The sequence below is a fragment of the Methylobacterium sp. J-001 genome (genome assembly GCF_022829565.1).
GTDB lineage: Bacteria > Pseudomonadota > Alphaproteobacteria > Rhizobiales > Beijerinckiaceae > Methylobacterium.
In genome coordinates this window covers 1-20100 of record NZ_JAKSYN010000214.1, presented here as the reverse complement: position 1 = coordinate 20100, position 20100 = coordinate 1, and the positions used below count along the sequence as shown (strand labels likewise).

At 70.6% G+C, this 20100-nt stretch carries 21 protein-coding genes and 1 pseudogene; 19 read left to right on the top strand and 3 right to left on the bottom strand.

Translation table 11 applies throughout. The features are described 5' to 3' along the window. Window positions 1-166: 166 nt before the first annotated feature. The 4 genes from MKK65_RS28455 to MKK65_RS28440 all read left to right on the top strand — a co-directional run bounded on the left by MKK65_RS28455 (window position 167) and on the right by MKK65_RS28440 (window position 5961). Window positions 167-3316 carry an autotransporter domain-containing protein gene (locus tag MKK65_RS28455; RefSeq protein WP_243961523.1) on the top strand — a complete coding sequence of 1050 codons (3150 nt, stop codon included), beginning with the start codon at window positions 167-169 and terminating at the stop codon, window positions 3314-3316. A 158-nt stretch (window positions 3317-3474) separates the two neighbouring features. Beyond that, window positions 3475-4623, top strand: a complete 1149-nt coding sequence (locus MKK65_RS28450; RefSeq protein ID WP_243961522.1) for a ceramide glucosyltransferase — start codon at window positions 3475-3477, stop codon at window positions 4621-4623. A gap of 26 nt (window positions 4624-4649) precedes the next feature. Beyond that, window positions 4650-5336, top strand: coding sequence for a DUF1045 domain-containing protein (locus MKK65_RS28445; RefSeq protein WP_243961521.1), 687 nt, complete (start codon window positions 4650-4652; stop codon window positions 5334-5336). Next, window positions 5329-5961 carry a chloramphenicol acetyltransferase gene (locus MKK65_RS28440; RefSeq protein WP_243961519.1) on the top strand — a complete coding sequence of 211 codons (633 nt, stop codon included), beginning with the start codon at window positions 5329-5331 and terminating at the stop codon, window positions 5959-5961. Before MKK65_RS28445 ends, MKK65_RS28440 begins: the two co-directional genes overlap by 8 nt. A 207-nt stretch (window positions 5962-6168) precedes the next feature. On the opposite strand, the gene MKK65_RS28435 is transcribed toward MKK65_RS28440, so the two are convergent. Next, window positions 6169-6543, bottom strand: coding sequence for a nuclear transport factor 2 family protein (locus tag MKK65_RS28435; protein ID WP_243961518.1), 375 nt, complete (start codon window positions 6541-6543; stop codon window positions 6169-6171). 163 nt (window positions 6544-6706) lie between these two features. Between MKK65_RS28435 and MKK65_RS28430 the strand changes: the two genes are divergently transcribed. From MKK65_RS28430 to phnE (MKK65_RS28410), 5 genes are all read left to right on the top strand, one after another. After that, window positions 6707-7060: a winged helix-turn-helix transcriptional regulator gene (locus MKK65_RS28430; RefSeq protein ID WP_243961517.1), complete on the top strand. Its 354-nt coding sequence runs from the start codon at window positions 6707-6709 to the stop codon at window positions 7058-7060. Between the two features lie 236 nt (window positions 7061-7296). Further along, the gene (gene phnC / locus MKK65_RS28425) at window positions 7297-8145 is read left to right on the top strand and encodes a phosphonate ABC transporter ATP-binding protein (RefSeq protein ID WP_243961516.1); all 849 of its coding nucleotides are present in this window, start codon (window positions 7297-7299) and stop codon (window positions 8143-8145) included. A gap of 134 nt (window positions 8146-8279) precedes the next feature. After that, window positions 8280-9209 carry a phosphonate ABC transporter substrate-binding protein gene (phnD, locus tag MKK65_RS28420; protein ID WP_243961515.1) on the top strand — a complete coding sequence of 310 codons (930 nt, stop codon included), beginning with the start codon at window positions 8280-8282 and terminating at the stop codon, window positions 9207-9209. Between the two features lie 25 nt (window positions 9210-9234). Further along, window positions 9235-10116, top strand: coding sequence for a phosphonate ABC transporter, permease protein PhnE (gene phnE / locus MKK65_RS28415; protein ID WP_243961514.1), 882 nt, complete (start codon window positions 9235-9237; stop codon window positions 10114-10116). Beyond that, the gene (gene phnE / locus MKK65_RS28410) at window positions 10113-10982 is read left to right on the top strand and encodes a phosphonate ABC transporter, permease protein PhnE (RefSeq protein ID WP_058191845.1); all 870 of its coding nucleotides are present in this window, start codon (window positions 10113-10115) and stop codon (window positions 10980-10982) included. The genes phnE (MKK65_RS28415) and phnE (MKK65_RS28410) overlap by 4 nt, the downstream gene beginning before the upstream one ends. A gap of 39 nt (window positions 10983-11021) precedes the next feature. Here the strand turns inward: phnE (MKK65_RS28410) and phnF are convergent, their stop codons facing one another. Next, the gene (phnF, locus tag MKK65_RS28405) at window positions 11022-11765 is read right to left on the bottom strand and encodes a phosphonate metabolism transcriptional regulator PhnF (RefSeq protein ID WP_243961513.1); all 744 of its coding nucleotides are present in this window, start codon (window positions 11763-11765) and stop codon (window positions 11022-11024) included. Between the two features lie 79 nt (window positions 11766-11844). On the opposite strand from phnF, the gene phnG reads away from it, so the two are divergent. The 9 genes and pseudogenes from phnG (at window position 11845) to phnN (ending at window position 18633) form a co-directional block, all read left to right on the top strand. Further along, window positions 11845-12312 (top strand): phosphonate C-P lyase system protein PhnG, encoded by a 468-nt coding sequence (gene phnG / locus MKK65_RS28400; RefSeq protein ID WP_243961512.1) that lies wholly within the window; start codon window positions 11845-11847, stop codon window positions 12310-12312. A gap of 2 nt (window positions 12313-12314) precedes the next feature. After that, window positions 12315-12902: a phosphonate C-P lyase system protein PhnH gene (gene phnH, locus MKK65_RS28395; RefSeq protein WP_243961509.1), complete on the top strand. Its 588-nt coding sequence runs from the start codon at window positions 12315-12317 to the stop codon at window positions 12900-12902. 3 nt (window positions 12903-12905) lie between these two features. Further along, window positions 12906-14006 carry a carbon-phosphorus lyase complex subunit PhnI gene (locus MKK65_RS28390; RefSeq protein ID WP_243961508.1) on the top strand — a complete coding sequence of 367 codons (1101 nt, stop codon included), beginning with the start codon at window positions 12906-12908 and terminating at the stop codon, window positions 14004-14006. 155 nt (window positions 14007-14161) lie between these two features. Next, window positions 14162-15013: pseudogene (locus MKK65_RS28385) on the top strand (alpha-D-ribose 1-methylphosphonate 5-phosphate C-P-lyase PhnJ); the annotation flags it as partial. Continuing rightward, window positions 15010-15486, top strand: coding sequence for a GNAT family N-acetyltransferase (locus tag MKK65_RS28380; RefSeq protein WP_243961504.1), 477 nt, complete (start codon window positions 15010-15012; stop codon window positions 15484-15486). The pseudogene MKK65_RS28385 and the gene MKK65_RS28380, both read left to right, overlap by 4 nt. Then, on the top strand, window positions 15483-16256 hold the full coding sequence (gene phnK / locus MKK65_RS28375; protein WP_243961502.1) for a phosphonate C-P lyase system protein PhnK: 774 nt from the start codon (window positions 15483-15485) through the stop codon (window positions 16254-16256). The genes MKK65_RS28380 and phnK overlap by 4 nt, the downstream gene beginning before the upstream one ends. Beyond that, window positions 16253-16957, top strand: a complete 705-nt coding sequence (gene phnL / locus MKK65_RS28370) for a phosphonate C-P lyase system protein PhnL (RefSeq protein ID WP_243961501.1) — start codon at window positions 16253-16255, stop codon at window positions 16955-16957. The genes phnK and phnL overlap by 4 nt, the downstream gene beginning before the upstream one ends. A 9-nt stretch (window positions 16958-16966) precedes the next feature. Continuing rightward, the gene (locus tag MKK65_RS28365) at window positions 16967-18103 is read left to right on the top strand and encodes an alpha-D-ribose 1-methylphosphonate 5-triphosphate diphosphatase (RefSeq protein WP_243961500.1); all 1137 of its coding nucleotides are present in this window, start codon (window positions 16967-16969) and stop codon (window positions 18101-18103) included. Next, window positions 18103-18633 (top strand): phosphonate metabolism protein/1,5-bisphosphokinase (PRPP-forming) PhnN, encoded by a 531-nt coding sequence (gene phnN, locus MKK65_RS28360; RefSeq protein WP_243961499.1) that lies wholly within the window; start codon window positions 18103-18105, stop codon window positions 18631-18633. The genes MKK65_RS28365 and phnN overlap by 1 nt, the downstream gene beginning before the upstream one ends. 151 nt (window positions 18634-18784) lie before the next feature. Here phnN and MKK65_RS28355 read toward each other — a convergent pair whose 3' ends face one another. Then, window positions 18785-19648, bottom strand: coding sequence for an outer membrane protein (locus MKK65_RS28355; RefSeq protein ID WP_243961498.1), 864 nt, complete (start codon window positions 19646-19648; stop codon window positions 18785-18787). Between the two features lie 311 nt (window positions 19649-19959). On the opposite strand from MKK65_RS28355, the gene MKK65_RS28350 reads away from it, so the two are divergent. Then, on the top strand, window positions 19960-20100 hold a 141-nt coding region (locus tag MKK65_RS28350; RefSeq protein ID WP_243958598.1), incomplete at its 3' end, for a GTP-binding protein.

Sequence of the window (20100 nt, the reverse complement as noted above, 5' to 3'; positions counted from 1 at the left end):
ATGGATCTGTTGCAAGTGGGATACAATTGACGATTCAAGTTATTATGACTTCATTATGACGCATGCGACCGTGTCGTTTCCGCTAAATCACCCGCCGCAGGCCGAATGGCCGCAGGCTTGGGGGCCGGGAATGAAACTTTGCTACGGGGTCTCGATCGCGACCTTGATGGTCGCTGCATATAGTTCGGGTGTGCAGGCGCAGACCGCCAACACGACTGCATCGGATGTCAACGTCCTCAATCTGCTGGCCCCGTTCCTGTCGCTCAATGCGACGGCGGCCGGGCAGGCGACGCTGGACTTGAACCTGGCGCAGACAGCCGTGCTGAATAACGGCGCCGGGCTCGCCCGGCAGCAATTGGCGATCAGCGACAAGAACCTCCTGGCGTCGGCCAGCAACAACCTGTCCTCGGTAGGGCTCGGCTCTTATGGCGTTGCCGCCAATATCGGCGGCGGCCTCCCCGGCCAGAATCCGATCAACGGCCGCGTCCCGCAGCAGCGCATCGGCGGTCTCGGCCCGCAGCTCGGGCCGATCTTCCAGCGTGGCCTCGCCCAGGGCACCAACGGCGCGCTCGGCAGCGTGATCAATCTGCTGGTCGATGCCAACACGTTCACGGGCAACAACCTGGGCGTCGCCAAGAACTACTTTGCCAACGGCGCGGCCAACAACCCGAGCGTGACACCGGCCAACTACGTGGCGACACCCGCCGTTGCGCCGGCGGGCTATAGCCTGCCCAGAGCCAACGGCCTGCCCAACACCATCAACAGCGTCTACGACCTCGGCTACGGCGTCACGAACACGCAAGCCGGCCAGGACGTCTATGGATCCTCCCGGCCCGTTCAGGTCGCGCCGAGCCGCTTCAATGCCTTCGACCCGACGGCGCTCAACGGCATCGCCACCAACCCGTCCTTCCCGAGCGGGCACACCACCTACGCGTATACGAGCGGCTATCTGCTGGCGATGCTGGTGCCGCAGCAATACCAGAGCCTGCTGCTGCGCGCGTCCGAGTACGGCGAGAGCCGTATCGTCCTCGGCGTGCACTACCCGCTCGACGTGATCGGCAGCCGCGCGCTCGCCGCCTACGACCTCGCGCAAGCCTTCACCAACCCGGCCTACATCAACAACGCGGCGATGACCGGGCGGGCGATCAACATGCCGAGCCAGTTCGTCCAGGCCCAGGGCCAGCTTCAGGCCTACCTCGCCGCCCAGTGCGGCAACACCGTCGCGGCCTGCGCCGGCAGCGCCGCCAACATGGCCGGCAATCCCTATGTCCCCTCTGCCGCCAACCAGGCCGCCTACCAGGCCCGCCTGACCTACGGCCTGCCGACCCTCACCTTCGCCCAGGCCCCGCGCGAGGCCGCCCCCGCGGGCGGGCCGGACGCCTCGATCCTGCTCGCGCCCCTCTACGGCGGATCGACTTCGGCCGCCCGCACGCTCGCGCCGAACGGCGGCCTCTACGGCCAGCTTGCGACCGAGACGATCAACCAGATCGTGGTCAACACCGAGACCAACGCGCTCGCCGCCTTCTACGGCAGCCCGCTGAGCTACTGGAGCCGCATCGACCTGTATTCCGCCGCCGGATATTTCGGGAACGTCACCGGCACCCTGCGGATGGACACGAGCGACCGCCTCGGCATCGATGTCGGCATCGGCCAGGGCGGCGCGCTCTACGCCAATGGCACCATCGCCGGCACCGTCTCGGTCAATGCCGGCGGTCTGCTCGGCGGTTCGGGCTCCGTCGGTGGGATCGCGGCGCTGTCGGGCGGCACCGTGGCGCCGGGCAACTCGATCGGCACTTTGACTGTGGCAGGCTCGGCCGCCTTCGCGCCGGGCTCGGTCTACCGGGTCGAGGCCAACGCCGCCGGACAGGCCGACCGGATCGCGGCCGGGGGCGCCGCGACGCTCGCCGGCGGCACCGTGCAGGTGCTGGCGGCCCCGGGGGCGTACAACCCGCGCACCACCTACGCGATCCTGACCGCTTCCGGCGGCGTCTCCGGCCGGTTCGACGGGGTGACCGCGAACCTCGCCTTCCTGTCGCCGGGGCTGCGCTACCTGCCCGACGCGGTCGACCTGACGCTCACCCGCAACGACGTGCCGCTCGCCGCCAGCGCCACCGGCCGCAACGGCATCGCGGCGGCCAACGCGCTCCAGGCGGCGGGGTCCGGCCGGGCCTACGACGCCGCCCTGGCCTTCACCACGAGCGAGGCCGCCGATGGATTCCGGGCGCTGTCGGGCGACATCCATGCCGGCACGGTCTCGGCCGCCTACGAGACGGCGTTCTTCGTGCGCGAGGCGGTGCTCGACCGGCTGCGCTGGGGCGGCACGGCCGCGAGCCTGGACGGCACCCGCGTGCCGGCGGCCTACGCCGCCGACCTGCCGGGCCGGGCGCCGGTGGTGGCGAGCGTGCCGGTCCAGACGCTGGACCCGCGGGTGTTCGGCCTCTGGGGGCAGGGGTTCGGCGCCTTCGGCACGGCGGGCGATGGCGGCAACGCCTTCGACCTCGACCGGCAGATCGCCGGCTTCGCGCTCGGCGCCGACATCCGGCTGCCGAGCGGGCTGCGGCTCGGCCTGGTCGGCGGCTACACCGAGGCCAATCTCGACAGCGCCGGCCGGCAGGGCGGCGGGGCCCGGACGGAGAGCGCGACGCTCAAGAGCGGCTTCGGCGGCGTCTACGGCGACTATGCGTTCGGCCCGGTCTCGGTCCGGCTCGGCGCGCTCTACGCCGACACCGACACACGCACCCGGCGCAGCGTGCTCTACGGCCTGTCGGACAGCCCGACCGGGCATGGCGGCGGCCACACGGTCCAGGGTTTCGGCGAGATCGGCTATCGCTTCACGCTCAGCGCGCCGTCGGCCCTGGCGGCGCCGGACGGGCCGGCGCTGCAGCAGGCCTCGACCTATATCGAGCCGTTCGTGGGCGGGGCCTATATCGGCATACGGCGGGACGGCTTCGCGGAGACCGGGGGCGCGGCGGCGCTGGTGAGTTACGCGCGCGATTACGATCTCGGCGCAGTGACCGCGGGGGTGCGGGCGCAGAGCAGCCTGGATCTCGGCCTCGGGCTTCCGGTGAAGGCCTACGGTCTGATCGGCTACCGGCGGGCGTTCGGGGACGTGGTCCCGACGGCGCTGCTGAGCTTCGGCACCGGCCCGGCCTTCCTCAGCGCGGGCGTGCCGATCGACCGGGACGCGCTGGTGGCGAGTGTGGGTCTCGACCTGCGGGTGGCGCCGAACGCGACGCTGGGCGTGGCCTATACCGGCCAGGTCGGCGCCCGCGCCCAGGACCAGGCCGTGAAGGGCAATTTCACCCTCCGGTTCTGACGAACGCTTTCCGGGCCGCCGCGGCGGCCCGGGATCTGTCACACGACTGACGCCGTCCGGCCGCTAGAGCCGCGCCCGACCAGGCGCGGCTCTAAGTCGTTGATGCGACGCGCGCGCCGGCGAGCCGGGCCGATCACGCGCGTGAACGAGGCATCCGCATGCTTGACCCTACGGTGTCGGCCCTGTCCCTCGGCGCGCTCCTGGTTCTCGTCCAGATCGCCAGCATCGCGATCGCGGGGCGGCGCATCGGCAAGGTCCACGGGGCATCCACCTTCCCGGCCGGGGCCCCCGTGTCCCTGGTCCGCCCGCTCCACGGGATCGAGGCGTTCAGCGACGAGATGCTGGCCCGCAGCTTCGCTCTCGCCTATCCGGCCTACGAGCTGATCTTCTGCGTGGCCGACCCGGACGATCCGATCGTGCCGCGGGTGCAAAGCCTGATCGCAGACCACCCGCAGGTGCCGGCCCGGCTGATCCTCGGCGACGAGCGCGTCAGCGACAACCCGAAGCTGAACAACTGCCTGCGCGGCTGGCGCGCCGCCGCGCATGACTGGGTCGTGCTCGCCGATTCCAACGTGGCCATGCCGCCGGACTACCTCCAGCGGCTCCAGGCGGCTTGGCGGGATGAGACCGGCTTGGTCTGCTCGACCCCGGCGGGCGCCCGGCCCGGCAGTTTCATGGCCGAGGTCGAATGCGCCTTCCTCAACACCCTGCAGGCGCGCTGGCAATACGCCGCCGAGGCGTTCGGGCTGGGCTTCGCCCAGGGCAAGAGCATGCTCTGGCACAAGCCGTTCCTCGAGGCCCGCGGTGGCCTGCAGGCCCTGGCCTCCGAGATCGCCGAGGACGCCGCCGCCACCAAGCTGGTGCGCGCAGCGGGCAAGCGCGTCCACCTCGTGGCGAGCCCGTTCGAGCAACCGCTCGGGTCGCGGGGGTTTCGCGAGGTCTGGGCGCGGCAGCTGCGCTGGGCCCGGCTGCGGCGGGTGACGTTCCCGCTGTTCTTCGCCCCGGAGATCGGCAGCGGCGTCCTGCTGCCGGCGCTCCTCCTGGCGCTCTGGTCCGGCAGCCCCGTCGGGTTCGCGGGCGCTGCCGTCCTGGCGGCGCTGTGCTATGCCGCGGAATACCGGCTCGCGATCCGCGCGGGCTGGCATCGGGCACCGCGCATGCTGGCGGCGTTCCTGGTGCGCGACGCCCTGATCCCGGCGATCTGGCTGGGGGCCTGGGTGCGGAGCGCCATCGTCTGGCGCGGCAACGCCATGGATGTGCGCCCGCGCCGGACGGGCGTCGACCGCGCCTGCGCGCCGACGGCGTGACCGCGCCGGGAGCCGGAGACCGGGACATGACGCGCCGCTACGCCCTCTACTGGCTCCCCGCGCCCGGCTCGGGCCTCGCGGCCTTCGGCAACGCCGTGCTCGGCTACGACAATGCCGCCGGTGCCCCGGTCCCGCATCCGGACGGGCTCGGCGATCTCGCCGCCGTCACGACGGGCGCCCGGATCTACGGCTTCCACGCGACCCTCAAGGCGCCGCTGCGCCTCGCCCCGGCGGCCGAGGAGGACGACCTTCTCGCCATGGCCCGGGACCTTGCGGCCGGGCACCCGCCGGTGGCGCTGGGCCCGCTGGTCGTCGCCGCGCTCGGGCCGTTCCTCGCCCTGGTGCCCGAAGCCCCGCCGCCGGAACTCGGGCTGCTCGCCGCCGAATGCGTCGCCGCCCTCGACCCGCTGCGGTCACCGCTCTCGGAGGCCGAGCGCGCCAAGCGTCGCCCCGAGCGCCTCGATCCCCGCGGCCGCGCGCTGCTGGCCCGCTGGGGTTACCCGTATGTCTTCGAAGCCTTCCGGTTCCACATGACGCTGACCGACGCCCTGCCGGAGCCCGACCGCGCCGCCTGGCTCAGACGCCTGACCGAAGCCTACGCGGCCTCGAGGCCGGCGCCCGCGGTGATCGATGCCGTGTACCTCCTGTCCCAGGACGGGTCCGAGCCGTTCCGGCTCCTCGCGCGCCTGCCCTTCGGGGGCGACCATGGCTGAGCCGCATCTCGGCCTCGCTCCCGCAATCGATCCGAGCGCCCGGATCGTCGAGTGCCATCTCGGCCGCTACACCGAGATCGGCCCGCGCACGCGCCTGACCGAAAGCGTCCTCGACGATTATTCCTACATCGCCCAGGATGGCGAGGTGATCTACACCACCATCGGCAAGTTCTGCTCGATTGCCGCCAGCGTGCGGATCAACCCGGGCAACCACCCGATGGAGCGCGCAAGCCAAGCGCATTTTACCTACCGCGCCCATGCCTACTGGCCCGAGGAGGCGGATGAGGATGCCTTCTTCGCGCGCCGCCGGGCGAGCCCGGTGACCATCGGCCATGACGTCTGGATCGGCCACGGCGTGGTGGTCCTGCCAGGCCGAACCATCGGCACCGGCGCGGTGGTGGGGGCGGGGGCGATCGTCACGCGGGATGTCCCGGCCTACACGATCGTCGTCGGCAATCCGGCCCGGCCGGTGCGCCGCCGCTTTCCCGAGCCGATCGCCGAGCGGCTGGAGCGTCTCGCCTGGTGGGATTGGGACCACGAGCGCCTGCGCCGGGCGCTTCCGGACTTCCGCGCGCTTCGCATCGAAGAATTTCTGGAGCGGTACGCGAGCTGGGCGGGAGCGTAGCGCTCCGCCATGTCGAGCGTACGCCAAGGCGACGCACGGTCTGTCCTCGAGGCGGAACGCGCGAGCGGCAGCGGACTTAGAAAACCCGTCTCAGGCTTCGGCTGATCGTTCCCATCCGTGCATCTTCCGGAGCGATCGGGAGCCGATCATCCAGGGGTTCGATGCGAGCCACGCCCAAGATCAGGACGCTCCGACATCAGCATCCTCCTAAGCGCGCATTGATCGCGCGTTGATCGCGGCGGTGTCCGCGATCTGCCGGAATGCCACGAGGGATGCGTCGCGGACCGTCCAAACATGCGCGAAATCCGCTTCGCCGGGAACGCCGGACGGGCTGGAAATGCGATAGAGGCCGGTCGTGATGACGGTTTCGCCGTCGGCCATGAATGTCTTCGGATGTGTTTCGTAGGCGCTGAAATGCGCCTTCACGGATGGAAAGAAGCGACCGATGACGTCGTCCCGCCCACGATAGATCCCGCCCGCAGGAAAGCTCTCCAGCACCCGCCATTCGATGTCCGGCGACAACAGATCGGGATTTCCGGTCCGGTACCAGTCCTGCACGATTCTCAGTGCGCCGCTGTCCATCGTCATCTCCAGTCTTGCCGTCGATGGCTTCCGCAGCGGAAGCCTGACAGCACGCGGGACGCGTCCTGTTCTTCGACTTGCTGAATGAGAGACAGGATAGGTATCGTGCCGTCCTGCGCAAGAACGCACATGAACAGCAGATAGTGTCGATAAGGATACCACTATGGCGCGCACTCGTCATTCGCGTCTGGATTGCGGGCCCGGCTGCCCGGTCGAAGCGACACTTCAGTTGATCGACGGAAAATGGAAGGGCGTGATCCTCTTTCATTTGCTGGCGGGTCCGATGCGCTTCGGTGCGTTGCGACGGATCTTGCAAAACTGCACGCAGCGGATGCTCACCAACCAGCTACGGGATTTGGAGGCGGACGGGCTCGTCGATCGGACAATCTATCCTCAGGTCCCGCCCAAGGTTGAGTACAGCCTGACCGCCCGCGGCCGGACGCTCGGGCCCGTGATCATGGCGCTCAAGACTTGGGGTGAAACCCACGGGGTTGCGTCGGTACCGGACGCCGCCTGAGGGGACGCGGGCGCGAGGTCCCTGCGGGGCTCCGTGGACAGCGCCGACACAGATGCAGCGTTTGGCTGCGCAAGCCCCGTCGGACCGTCGCGACGGAAGACGCCGTCGCGCCGCCGGTTGTCCAGGCGCCACGACACCAGATTTGTGCGCCGACTAAATAAAAGGAATTGTATTCGTCATCCAATTGTCGCCGAAGAGGCGTTTAGCTGCGCCCATTCCGCAGCGGACCGATATTTATGCTCGTCGTCGAAGACCTGACACGTCAATACAGCGGCCGCCGTGCCGTCGACGGCGTTTCACTGAAGATCGAGCGGGGCAGCTTCGTCGGCGTCATCGGTCGGTCCGGAGCCGGCAAATCGACCTTGTTGCGTCTGATCAACCGCCTGGCCGACCCGAGTTCCGGACGCATCCTCTATGACGGGCGCGATGTCACCGGCCTGACGGGCCGGCCCCTGCGGGAATGGCGCACCCGCTGCGCCATGATCTTCCAGCAATTCAACTTGGTCGGCCGCCTCGACGTGATGACCAACGTGCTGATGGGCCGCCTCAGCCACGTGCCGACCCACCGCGCCCTGCTCCGGATGTGGTCGGACGAGGACCGGGCCATGGCGCTCGCCGCCCTGGAAAGCTTCGATATGGGCGAATTCGCCGGCCAGCGGGCCGATGGCCTGTCGGGCGGGCAACAGCAGCGCGTCGCCATCGCCCGCGCGCTCGTGCAGGAGCCCGAGATCCTGCTGGCCGACGAGCCGGTGGCCTCACTGGACCCGCGCAACACCCGCCTGGTGATGGATGCCCTGGCCGCCGTGAACCGGCGCTACGGCATCACCGTGCTGTGCAACCTGCACTCCCTGGACCTCGCCCGCGCCTATTGCGACCGCCTCGTCGGGCTCGCCGCCGGCCGGGTGGTGTTCGAGGGCGGCCCGTTCGACCTCACCGAGGACGTGGCGCGCCGCCTCTACGGTCTGGAGGCCGGTGAGGTGCTCGACGATTCCGCGGCGCGCGAGGCGGAGCAGCGGGCCGCCATGCCAGGGCTGCCCGGCCTCGTGCCGGCTCAGCCCATCCGCGAGGCTGCCATCGGCGTCTGAGCCATTGGCGCCGGTCACCGGTGCACTGTGCTTGAGGCTCCCAACAACAACGGACGGAAACGCCTGACCGGATCGGATGCGCCGAGCGCGCGGCCGGCCAATTCCGCGCCCGAGACCACTTTGAGGACCACACGATGATCACCCGACGCACCCTTGCCGCCGCCGCGGCGGCGTTCACCCTCCTCGGCCTGCCGGCCACGGCCCAGGACTGGAAGGCCAAGTATCCCGAGCTAACCCTGGCGGTCATCCCGATGGAGAACGCCAGCGGCACCAACGACCGCTATGCCCCCCTGGCGGATTACCTGACCAAGACGATCGGCGTGCCGGTGAAGCTGCGGGTCGCCAGCGACTACGCTGCCGTGATCGAGGGCCAGCGGGCCGGCAACATCCAGATCGCGTTCTACGGCGCCGTCTCGTTCTCCCGGGCCGTGATGACCGGCGTGAAGATCGAGCCGCTCGTGAACCCGCAGCACGAGACCGGCGCCTCGGGCTATTACTCGGTGCTCTACGTGCTGGCCTCCAGCCCGTACAAAAGCGTCGATGACCTCAAGGGCAAGAACCTCGCCCTCGTCGACCCGAACTCCACCTCAGGCAACCAGGCGCCGCGCTTCTTCCTGAAGCGGGCCGGCTACGACGTGGACAAGCATTTCGGCAAGGTCCTCTTCGCCGGCAGTCACGAGAACGCCGTGCTGGCGCTGACCCAGGGGACCGTCGATGCCGCCGCCAACCTGTGGAACTCCGAGACCGACACGATGGTGACCCGCATGGTCGCCAAGGGCGTCCTGAAGAATCCCGACGGTACGCCGATGAAGCAGTCGGACTTCCGGGTGGTGTTCAAGTCCGACTTCCTGCCGGAAGGCCCCTACGCCGTGCTGGCGAGCCTGCCGGACGACCTGAAGGCCAAGATCCGCCAGGCCTTCCTCGACGTGCCGAAGGCCGACAAGGCGGCATTCGACAAGCTGTCCGACGGCAAGGATCTCAGCCTCACCCCGGTGACGCTCAAGGATTACCAGCCGATCATCGACATGCTGAAGGCCAACGACGAGCAGCGCAAGAAATCCTGATCGCAATTTTGATCGGACGCCCGCCTTGCGCGGCCTGACACCCCTGCCGCCGGAGCGGGAAGCCGCCCTCTCCGGCCTGTACGCGGCGGCAAGCGGCGCCGCGCGGCGCCGCACGCTCGCGAGCTTCGCGGTCGTCGCGGTGCTGGCGCTGCTCGCCGGGCTCGCCGCCGAGGTGCGCCCGTTGGTCTTTGCGGAGAATATCGGCAAATTCACCGCCTATCTCGCGCAAATCTGGCCGCCGGTCGGCCTCGAACATCCGCTGGAGGACGTGCGCGCCTGGTACTGGGGCCTGCCCAAATGGCTCGCCCTGCTCGGCGAGACCGTGCTGATCGCCTATCTCGGCACCCTGCTCGGCGGTCTCGCGGGCTTCGCCCTCAGCTTCGTGGCCGCCGCCAACCTGGTGCGGTCGCCCGTGGTGCGGTTCGTGGCCAAGCGCTTCCTGGAAGTGTGCCGCACGATTCCCGACGTGGTCTTCGCATTGCTGTTCGTGATCGCCTTCGGGCTCGGCCCGATGGTCGGCGTGCTGGCCCTGGCGGTCCACACCACCGGGGCGCTCGGCAAGCTGTTCTCCGAGGTGGTGGAGAATGTTGATATGCGCCCGGTCGAGGGCCTCTCGGCCTCGGGCGCCAGCTGGATCGAGACCGTGCGCTTCGCGGTCCTCCCGCAGGTCCTGTCGAACTTCGCCTCCTATGCGCTGCTGCGGTTCGAGATCAACGTCCGGGGGGCGGCGGTGCTGGGCTTCGTCGGCGCGGGCGGCATCGGCCAGGAGTTCCTGGCCGCGATCCGCAACTTCTACTACGCGGATGTCAGCGCGATCCTCGGGCTGATCATCCTCACCGTCATCTGCATCGACCTCGCCACCGAGCAGGTCCGGCACCGGCTGACCGGCAGCGAGGAAGCCCGATGAGCGCCGCCCGCTCCGAGACCCTGCGGGCGGAGGCCCGGGCCGATCTCGCGCGCCTGCGCGCCCGCTATCCGGCGCAGTTCCGGACGGACCGGGCCGCACGGCTGCGCGTGGTGGTGATCGTCTGCGCCGTGATCGGGCTGGCCGGCTTCGGCGCATGGCAGTTCGAGATGTCGCCCGCGCGAATCTTTAACGGCCTCGGACGACTCGGCACCTTCGCGGTGCTGATGCTGCCGCCGTCGCCGGAGGGTCAGTTCTGGACCTTCCTGCACGCCCTGGGCGAAACCCTGGGCATCGCCTTCCTGGGGACCCTGACGGCGGCGATCCTGGCCTTCCCGGTGGCGCTGCTCGCCGCCCGCAACGTCGTGCCCAACCCGTTCGCGCATTTCGCCGTGCGCCGGGGGCTCGACGTGATGCGCTCGGTCGACGTGCTGATCTGGGCGCTGATCTGGATCAACGTCGTCGGCCTCGGCCCCTTCGCGGGCATGCTCGCCATCGCGTGCTCGGATTTCGGGGCGTTCGGCAAGCTGTTCTCGGAGGCGATCGAGACCTGCGACCGAAAACCCGGCGAGGGCGTCGTCGCCTCGGGTGGCTCGGCCCTGCACCGCATCCGGTTCGGGCTGATCCCCGGGGTGCTGCCGGTGCTGGCGAGCCAGGTCCTGTACTTCTTCGAGTCGAACACCCGCTCGGCCACGATCATCGGCATCGTCGGGGCGGGCGGCATCGGGCAGTACCTGACCGAGCTGATCCGCGTGCTGGAGCTGAAGCAGGTCGCCTTCCTGGTGCTGATGATCCTCGCCACCGTGGCGGCGATCGACTGGGTCTCGACCCGGCTGCGCCGGGCGATCATCGGTCCGGCGGCGCGGTGAGCGGCGCCAAGTCCTCGATCCGATTCGGTGGGGCGCGTTCTAGCCGCCGATCACCAGCTCGACCCGGTCGGCGGCGAACAGGGTGCGGTTCGCCTGGATCGGCAGACCCGCGGAGTCGATGTTGACGCTCGACACCACCATGACGACCCGCCCGGGGGCGATGTCGAGGCGTTCCGCCTCCTGGGCGTCGGCCGGCCGGGCGCGGATCCGCGTCGAGAGCCGGGTGTAGTCGTGGACCCCGCAGGCCGCGAACGCCCGGGTGATCGAGCCGCGCTCGGCATAGGCCGCGGCGAAGCCGGAGAAGCGCGGCAGGGGCAGCCAGGTCTGGGCGGTCGAGATCGGGGCATCGTCCGCCCGGTGGATCGTCAGCAGTTCGAGGATCGGCGCGCCCGGCTCGATCGCCAGCGCCGCCGCCTGCTTGGGGCCGGCCGGGACGGTGGCGGAGGCGAGGAGGTCGCCCCAGGCCTCGCGCCCCGCCCCGGTGACGATCTCGGAGAAGCGGGTGCGCGGGCCGATCGGGTAGGCCAGGGGCGCCTCCTCCACGAAGGTGCCGCGCCCCTGGCTGGCGCGCACCAGGCCGCCCTCCGCCAGGGCGGCGAGAGCCCGCCGGACCGTGTGCCGGTTGACCGCGAAGCGCGCGGCCAGTGCCGCCTCGGTCGGCATCTGCTGGCCCGGCACGTAGCGCCCGGCCGCGATATCGGCGGTCAGCGCGTCGGCGATCTGCCGCCATGCCGTCAGTCCCTCGCCCCGGACGAGGCCGGGCGCCTGCTCCTGTGCATCCATGCTGTCATCCAAACTTCATTTGCGCCCGGCACGCTAGTTGTCTACACGACTAGACAACAACCCGACAGAGGGATTTGCCATGGCGACGCGCCCACTTCAACCGGATCCCGAGGAGGTCGCCGCACGGCAGGCCGTGATGGCGCTGTGCGCGGATGCCAACCGCGACGACCTGGACGCCGCGGTGAAGGCACTGGCAGCGCCTGCCGTCGAGGATCTGCGTCCGCCGGAGACCGGGCTGGTGATGGCCACGGGCCGGATCGGCGGCGACGGGCGGCCGTTCAACCTCGGTGAGGTCAGCGTGACGCGGGCGGCCATCCGGCTGCCCGACGGGGCCAGCGGCTTCGCCTACCATCTCGGCCGCGACCGCACGAAGGCGCGGCTCGCCGCGACCCTCGACGCGCTCTGGCAGGATCCGGCCCGGCGCGCCAGGGTCGAGGCGGCGCTGGAACCTGCAGCCCGGCGAGCCGACGCCGATCGTCGGCAGGCGGCACGGCGCACCGCCGCCACCCGGGTCGAGTTTCTGACCGTCGCCCGCGGGGAGGATTGACCATGCTCGCACCCGGCTTCGCCGATCCGGTCCACGGCGCGCAGGGCACGTTCCGCGCCGTCATGGACGCGCTCGCCCGCCCCGGCCTGCTCCAACCTCTCGACGCCGGGCTGAAACCCCCGGCGCCCCTGACCCCGGAACTCGCCGCCCTCGCGCTGGCGCTCACCGATGCCGACACGCCGGTCTGGCTCGATGCCGGCCTCGCGGCCTCGCCCGAGGTCGCCGCCTATCTGCGCTTCCACACCGGGGCGCCGCTCACCGACGATCCGGCCCGGGCGGCCTTCGCGTTCATCCGCGATCCGGCGCGCCGCCCGCCGCTCGCCCGGTTCGCGCAAGGCACCCCGGCCTATCCCGACACGTCGACCACTCTGGTGCTCGCCCTCGACATGATCGCGAACGGGGAGGGGCTGCACCTCGCCGGCCCCGGCATCAAAGGTCCGACGTGGATCGCGCTCACGCCCCTTCCGGAAGGGTTCGTCGCGCAGCTCGCCGAGAACCGCGCGGGCTTCCCGCTCGGGGTCGACCTGATCCTCACCGCCCCCGGCTCGGTCGCCGGGCTCCCACGCTCCACCGCCGTCACGGAAAGCTGACCGATGTATGTGGCCGTGAAGGGCGGCGAGGCCGCCATCGACAATGCCCACCGGCTGCTGGCCGAGGCCCGCCGGGGCGACCCGGCCGTGCCGGAGCTCACCGTCGCGCAGATCCGCGCGCAGATGGCGCTCCTGGTCGACCGGGTGATGGCCGAGGGCTCGCTCTACGATCCCGATCTCGCGGCGCTCGCCCTCAAGCAGGCCCGTGGCGACGTGGTCGAGGCGGTCTTCCTGGTCCGCGCCTACCGGACGACGCTGCCCCGGTTCGGTGCCTCGACCCCGGTCGATACCGGCGCCATGGCGGTGGCACGCCGGATTTCGGCGACCTTCAAGGATCTGCCGGGCGGCCAGGTGCTCGGCCCGACCTTCGACTACACGCACCGGCTGATCGATTTCGCGCTGGCCGCCGAGGGCACGGTCGAGCCCGCCGCCGAAGCCGAGCCCCGCGACGATGCCGCAACCTGCCCGCGGGTCACCGACCTGCTCGCCCAGGACGGCCTGATCGAGCCCTCGCCCCCGGATGACGGCGCCCCGGTGGGCGACCTCACCCGGGAGCCGGTGGATTACCCGGCCGACCGCGCCCTGCGCCTCCAGACCCTGGCCCGGGGCGACGAGGGCTTCGTCCTCGGCCTCGGCTACTCAACCCAGCGCGGCTACGGTCGCACCCACCCGTTCGTGGGCGAGATCCGGGTCGGCGACGTGGCGGTGGAATTCGTGCCCGAGGAGTTGGGCTTCCCGGTGCCGCTGGGCCGGATCCGGCTCACCGAGTGCCAGATGGTTAACCAGTTCAAGGGCTCGGGCGCGGCCCCGCCGCAATTCACCCGGGGCTACGGGCTCACCTTCGGTCAGAGCGAGCGCAAGGCGATGGCGATGTCCCTGGTCGACCGGGCGCTCCGGGCGGAAGAACTCGGCGAGCCGGTGACGAGCCCGGCCCAGGACCAGGAATTCGTGCTCGCCCATTGCGACAGCCTCCAGGCGACCGGCTTCGTCGAGCACCTGAAGCTGCCCCATTACGTCGACTTCCAGGCGGAGCTGGAGCTGGTCCGGCGCCTGCGCGCCGAGTTCTTCCGGGACTCAGACAGCATGCAGGAGGCGGCCGAGTGAGCGCGATGGGTATGCTTCCGCAGACGGAGTCTTCCCCCTCCCCCTTGCGGGGAGGGGTCAGGGGTGGGGGTGGTGCAGACGGCACCGTTGAGCCCCGTTCGGCTTTACCCCCACCTCCGGCTCCTCCCCGCAAGGGGGAGGAGAGTGGTTCCGAAGCCGGCTACAATTTTGCCTACCTCGACGAGGGCACGAAGCGGATGATCCGCCGGGCGATCCTCAAGGCGATCGCGGTGCCGGGCTACCAGGTGCCGTTCGCCTCCCGGGAGATGCCGATGCCCTACGGCTGGGGCACCGGCGGCGTGCAGGTGACCGCCGCGATCCTGGGACGCTCGGACGTGCTCAAGGTGATCGACCAGGGCGCCGACGACACCACCAACGCGGTCTCGATCCGGCGCTTCTTCGCCCGCACCTCCGGGGTCGCCACCACCACCCGGACCACCGAGGCGACGATCATCCAGACCCGCCACCGCATCCCGGAGACGCCGCTGCGGGAGGGCCAGACCCTGGTCTACCAAGTGCCGATCCCCGAGCCCCTGCGCTTCCTCGAACCGCGCGAGACCGAGACGCGCCAGCTCCATGCGCTCGCCGAGTACGGGGCCATGCACGTCAAGCTCTATGAGGATATCAGCCGCCACGGCCACATCGCCACCACCTACGCCTACCCGGTGGAGGTCGCGGGCCGCTACGTGATGGACCCGTCGCCGACGCCGAAATTCGACAACCCCAAGATGGACCAGAGCCCGGCGCTCCAGCTGTTCGGGGCCGGGCGCGAGCGGCGCATCTACGCGGTGCCGCCCTACACGTCCGTGCGCAGCCTCGACTTCGAGGACCATCCGTTCCGGGTGCAGCAGTTCGACCAGCCCTGCGCCCTGTGCGGCGCCGAGGGCGTCTATCTCGACGAGATGCTGCTCGACGATGCCGGCCGGCGGATGTTCGTCTGCTCGGACACCGACCATTGCGAGGGGCGCCGCGCGGACGGCCATGTCGGCACGGGAGACGCGGTATGACCGGCCTCACGGTCCGCCGGGCCGAAAAGCCCGATCTCCCCGCGATCCTCCTCCTCTATGCCGAGCTGAACGGCGGGCGGGTGGCGACCCGCGATCAGGCCGAGGCGCTCCTCGACCGGATCGTCACGGCCTACCCGGATTACGGGGTCTACGCGGCCGAGGTCGACGGCGCGATCGTCGGCACCTTCTGTCTCGTCATCCTCGACAACATCGCCCATTGGGGCATGCCGTCGGCCCTCGTCGAGAGCGTCGTGGTCGCGTCCGGGCATCGCGGCGGCGGTCTCGGCCGGGCGATGATGCGGGAGGCGTTCCGCGTTGCCCAGGACCGGGGCTGCTACAAGCTCGCCCTGTCCTCGAATGTCGACGCCAAGCCGGCGCACGCCTTCTACGAGAGCCTCGGCTTCGAGCGCTACGGCTACAGCTTCCGTCTCGATCCGCCCTTCGTGCCAGACCCCGCAGAGGTGACCCGATGAGCGCGCCCCTGCTTCAGGTCCGCGGCCTGACCAAGCGCTACGGCGCCCGCCTCGGCTGCGCCGACGTGTCGTTCGACATCGATCCCGGCGAGGTGCTGGCGATCGTGGGCGAGTCCGGCTCGGGCAAGTCGACGCTGCTTTCCCTCGTCGCCACCGAGCTCGCCCCGGATGCCGGGACGGTCTCCTACCGGATGCGCGACGGCGTGCTGCGGGACCTCGCCGGCCTGAGCGAGGCCGATCGCCGGGCGTTGATGCGCACCGATTGGGGCTTCGTGCGCCAGGACGCGGCCCAGGGCCTGCGCATGGCGGTCTCGGCCGGCGGCAATGTCGGCGAGCGGCTGATGGGGCTCGGCGAGCGCCATTACGGCCGCATCCGCGGGACGGCGCTCGACTGGCTCGGCCGGGTCGAGATCGCCGCCGACCGGATCGACGATCCGCCCACGCGCTTCTCCGGCGGCATGCGCCAGCGCCTGCAGATCGCCCGCAACCTCGTCACCAGCCCGCGCCTCGTGCTGATGGACGAGCCGACCTCCGGGCTCGACGTCTCGGTCCAGGCCCGCCTGCTCGACCTGATCCGGCGGCTTTCGGCCGAGCTCGGGCTGGCGGTGATCATCGTCACCCACGACCTCGCGGTGGCCCGCCTGCTCTCGCACCGGATCATGGTCATGCGCGCCGGCCGGGTGATCGAGACCGGCCTGACCGACCGGGTGCTCGACGACCCCGAGCACGCCTACACCCAGCTCCTCGTCTCCTCGGTGCTCGCCGCATGACCGCGCTTCTGACCTTCCAGGATGTCGCCAAGAGCTTCACCCTGCATCTGCGCGGCGGCGTCGTGCTGCCCGTGGTGGGCGGCGTCAGCCTCTCGGTGGCGCCGGGCGAATGCGTGGTGCTGGGCGGCCCCTCGGGGGCCGGCAAGTCCTCACTCCTCAAGATGGCCTACGGCAATTACCGCTGCGATGCCGGCGCGATCTGGGTCCACGACGGAGACGCCGTGGTGGACGTGGTGCGGGCCGACCCGCGCGTCATGCTGTCCCTGCGGGCCCGGGTCATCGCCTACGTCTCGCAGTTCCTGCGGGTGATCCCCCGGGTTTCGGCCCTCGACGTGGTCGAGGCCGCCGGCCGCGAGGGCGGATTGTCCGAGGATGAGGCCCGCGCGCGGGCAAAAAATCTGCTGGCCCGGCTCAACCTGCCCGAGCGGCTCTGGAGCCTGCCGCCCGCGACCTTCTCGGGGGGCGAGCAGCAGCGGGTGAACATCGCCCGGGGGCTGATCGCCGACCGGCCGCTGCTCCTGCTCGACGAGCCCACCGCGTCGCTCGACGCCAGCAACCGCGCCGTGGTGGCCGAGCTCGTCCGCGAGAAGCTGGCCGCCGGGGCCGGCGTGCTCGGCATCTTCCACGACGGCGAGATGCGCGACGCCGTGGCGACCCGAATCGTCGACGTGACGCGCTTCGCGCAAGCCCGTGCAGCCTGAGGAGTTCCGATGAGTGACCTGATCCTCGAGAACGCGATCCTGGTCCTGCCGGACCGGGTCGAGCACGGCTGGCTCGCCGTGACCGATGGCCTCATCGCTGAGATCGGCACCGGGCGCGCGCCCGAGCGCGGCCTCGACCTCGGCGGCGACCACCTGATCCCCGGGCTGATCGAGCTGCACACCGACCATCTCGAGAGCCATTTCGCGCCCCGGCCCAAGGTCCGCTGGCATCCCCTCGGCGCGGTTCTGGCCTACGACGCGCAGATCACCGCCTCGGGCATCACCACGGTGTTCGATTCCCTGCGCGCCGGCAGCGATCCCGACGGCAGCGGCCTCGGCTCCGAGCTGAAGCAGCTCGCCGGGGCGATCGAGACCGCGCGCGCCGGCAACCTGTTCCGGGCGGAGCACTTCACGCATCTGCGCTGCGAATTGCCCTCGGCGGACGTGCTCGACACGGTGGCGGATTTCAACGCGCACTACCCCATCGGCCTGATCTCGCTGATGGACCACACCCCGGGCCAGCGCCAGTTCCGCGATATGGAGAAGTACTACACCTACGCTACGCGGGGCGGCCGCACCCTGGAGGAGATCCAGCTCAACACCGAGCGCAAGATCCGGGAGGGGCAGGCGCTGAACGGCCGCAACCGTCCGGCCCTGGTCCAGTTCGCGCAGGAGATGGGCATCCCCCTGGCGAGCCACGACGACACCACCCTGGCCGATGTCGAGCTCGCCGCCGGGGAGGGGGTGGCGCTGGCCGAGTTCCCGACCACTTTGGAGGCCGCCGAGGCCGCCCACGGGCGCGGGATCACCGTGATGATGGGGGCGCCGAACCTGATCCGCGGCGGCTCGCATTCCGGCAACGTCGCCGCCCTGGCGCTGGCCGAGGCCGGCCATCTCGACATCCTGTCGTCGGATTACGTGCCGGCGAGCCTGCTGATGGCGGCCTTCCTGCTGCCCGAGCAGGCGCCCGCGATCACGCTGCCGCAGGCGCTGGCCACCGTTACGGCCAATCCCGCCCGCGCCACCGGCCTGACCGATCGCGGCGCCCTGCAGACGGGCCTGCGGGCCGACCTCGTGCGGGTCCAGCGCGCCGAAGGCGTGCCGGTGGTCCGGGAGGTCTGGCGCGCCGGCTCGCGGGTCGCCTGATGGCGGGCTGCCTGGTTCTGGTGGTTGGCCCGAGCGGGGCCGGCAAGGACACGCTGATAAGGCTGGCCCGGGCGGCGCTCGCGGGCGACCCGCGCTACGTCTTCCCCCGCCGCCTCGTGACCCGTCCGCCCTCCGGCGACGAGGACAACGACGAGATCGACGAGGCCGCCTTCGCGCGCGGCTGCGCGGCCGGCGCCTTCACCCTGCATTGGCGCGCCCACGGCCTCGGCTACGCGATTCCGGCGCAGGCCGCCGATCGCGTTGCCGCTGGGCATGTCGTGGTCTGCAACGTCTCCCGCCGGATCGTCGAGGACGCCCGGGCACGCGGTCTGCCGGTCAGCGTGGTCGAGGTGACGGCGCCCCCGGGAATCCTGGCCGGCCGGATCGCGGCCCGGGGACGGCCGGAGGACGGCGACCTCGCCGCGCGCCTCGCCCGGGAGGCCCGGGTCCGGGCCGACCTGACCATCCTCAACACCGGAACGCCGGAGGAAGCGGCGGCCCGGCTCACCGCGCATCTGCGCGCCTGCTAGGCCTTTCGCCCGGGGGCGGGAGGACGGGCCGAGGGGGGCTGTCGAGGCGCGATCGGCACCCCAAAACGAAAAGGGCGCGCGCCGATCACGGCACGCGCCCTGGGCAGGCAGCCCGGAGGATAAACCCCCGGGCTGCCTCTGCCGGTCAGTCCTAGAAGCCGCCGAACTTGTAGTTGAAGCCGGCGCGGACGATGCTGCCCTCGGTCCGGAAGCGCGAGATGTACGAGCCGGTGCCGACGCCCGGGATGGCGGCGACGAGCACGTTCTGGTTGCCGAGATCGTAGTGCACGTACTCGGCCTTGATGGTCACGGCGTCGTACTTGATGCCGAGATACCGGCCGATCGCGAAGGTGTTCAGGAAGCTGTCGGTCGGGATCGCGAACTCGATGCCGCCGCCATAGGCGAAGCCGGTCTTGAAGTCGTCGTAGCGGCCGGCGAACTGCAGGGCGCCGCCCGGGGTGTAGAAGTTCGCATCGTGGAACACGTTGCCGTAGGCGAGACCGCCCATGCCGTAGACCATGACCCGGTCGAACGCGTAGCCGACGCGGCCCGTGAGCGTGCCGAGCCAATCGACGCTCTGGCGGAACTGGCTGAGGTTCGGCGGGCCGCCGGCGACGTTGCCGGTGCCGAGGACGACCCGGTTCTTGGTGATGTCCGTCCAGTCGATGCTGTTGGCGACACCGACCACGAAGCCGGAGCCCGGCGTGAACTGGTAGTTGTAGCCGGCGGTGCCGCCGATGTTGGCGATGCCGTCCTGCGAGGTCGAGGTCAGGAACGGGCGGCGGCCCAGCGCCACGTTGGTGGCATTGCCCGGCAGGACGCCGACCGTGGTGATGCGCTCGCGGTCGGTGAAGGTGTAGGCCGACTCGAGACCCGCGTAGAAGCCCGTCCAGCTGAAGACCGGCACCGGGGTGAAGACCGGCGGCGGCGCGGCGCGGCGCGGCAGGTCGGCGGCGGCGGCGGCCGTCGAGACCAGGGCCGTCGCGGCGCTGGCGAGGAGGAGCTTCTTCATCATGTTTGCGAGACCCGGAGTGACCAGTGGTTGTCCCCACTTAAGCTCGGCCGCGTCGGCTCCGCTATGCCCTGCAAGCCACACTGTGTCTCGAAAGTGTCCACCGGATTCGCCGAGGATCAATATCCATGCAGTCTAGCGTGGCCGTCCGGTGCTTGACAGGACGCGTCGCGCCGGGGCCGTCCCGGCTGCCGCACCTTGATCGCGGGCGGCCGACCCTCTAAGCGGACCGCGTTTTTCGCCCCGCTTCCGCGTTCGGGGCGGCCGACCAGGATCCGGGGAACAGCGTGGTCCCCGCCGCAGGAATGGGAATCATGGGCAAGGAAAAGTTCTCCCGCACCAAGCCGCACTGCAACATCGGCACGATCGGTCACGTCGACCACGGCAAGACGTCGCTGACGGCGGCGATCACGAAGGTTTTGGCGGAGACGGGCGGGGCGACGTTCACGGCCTAC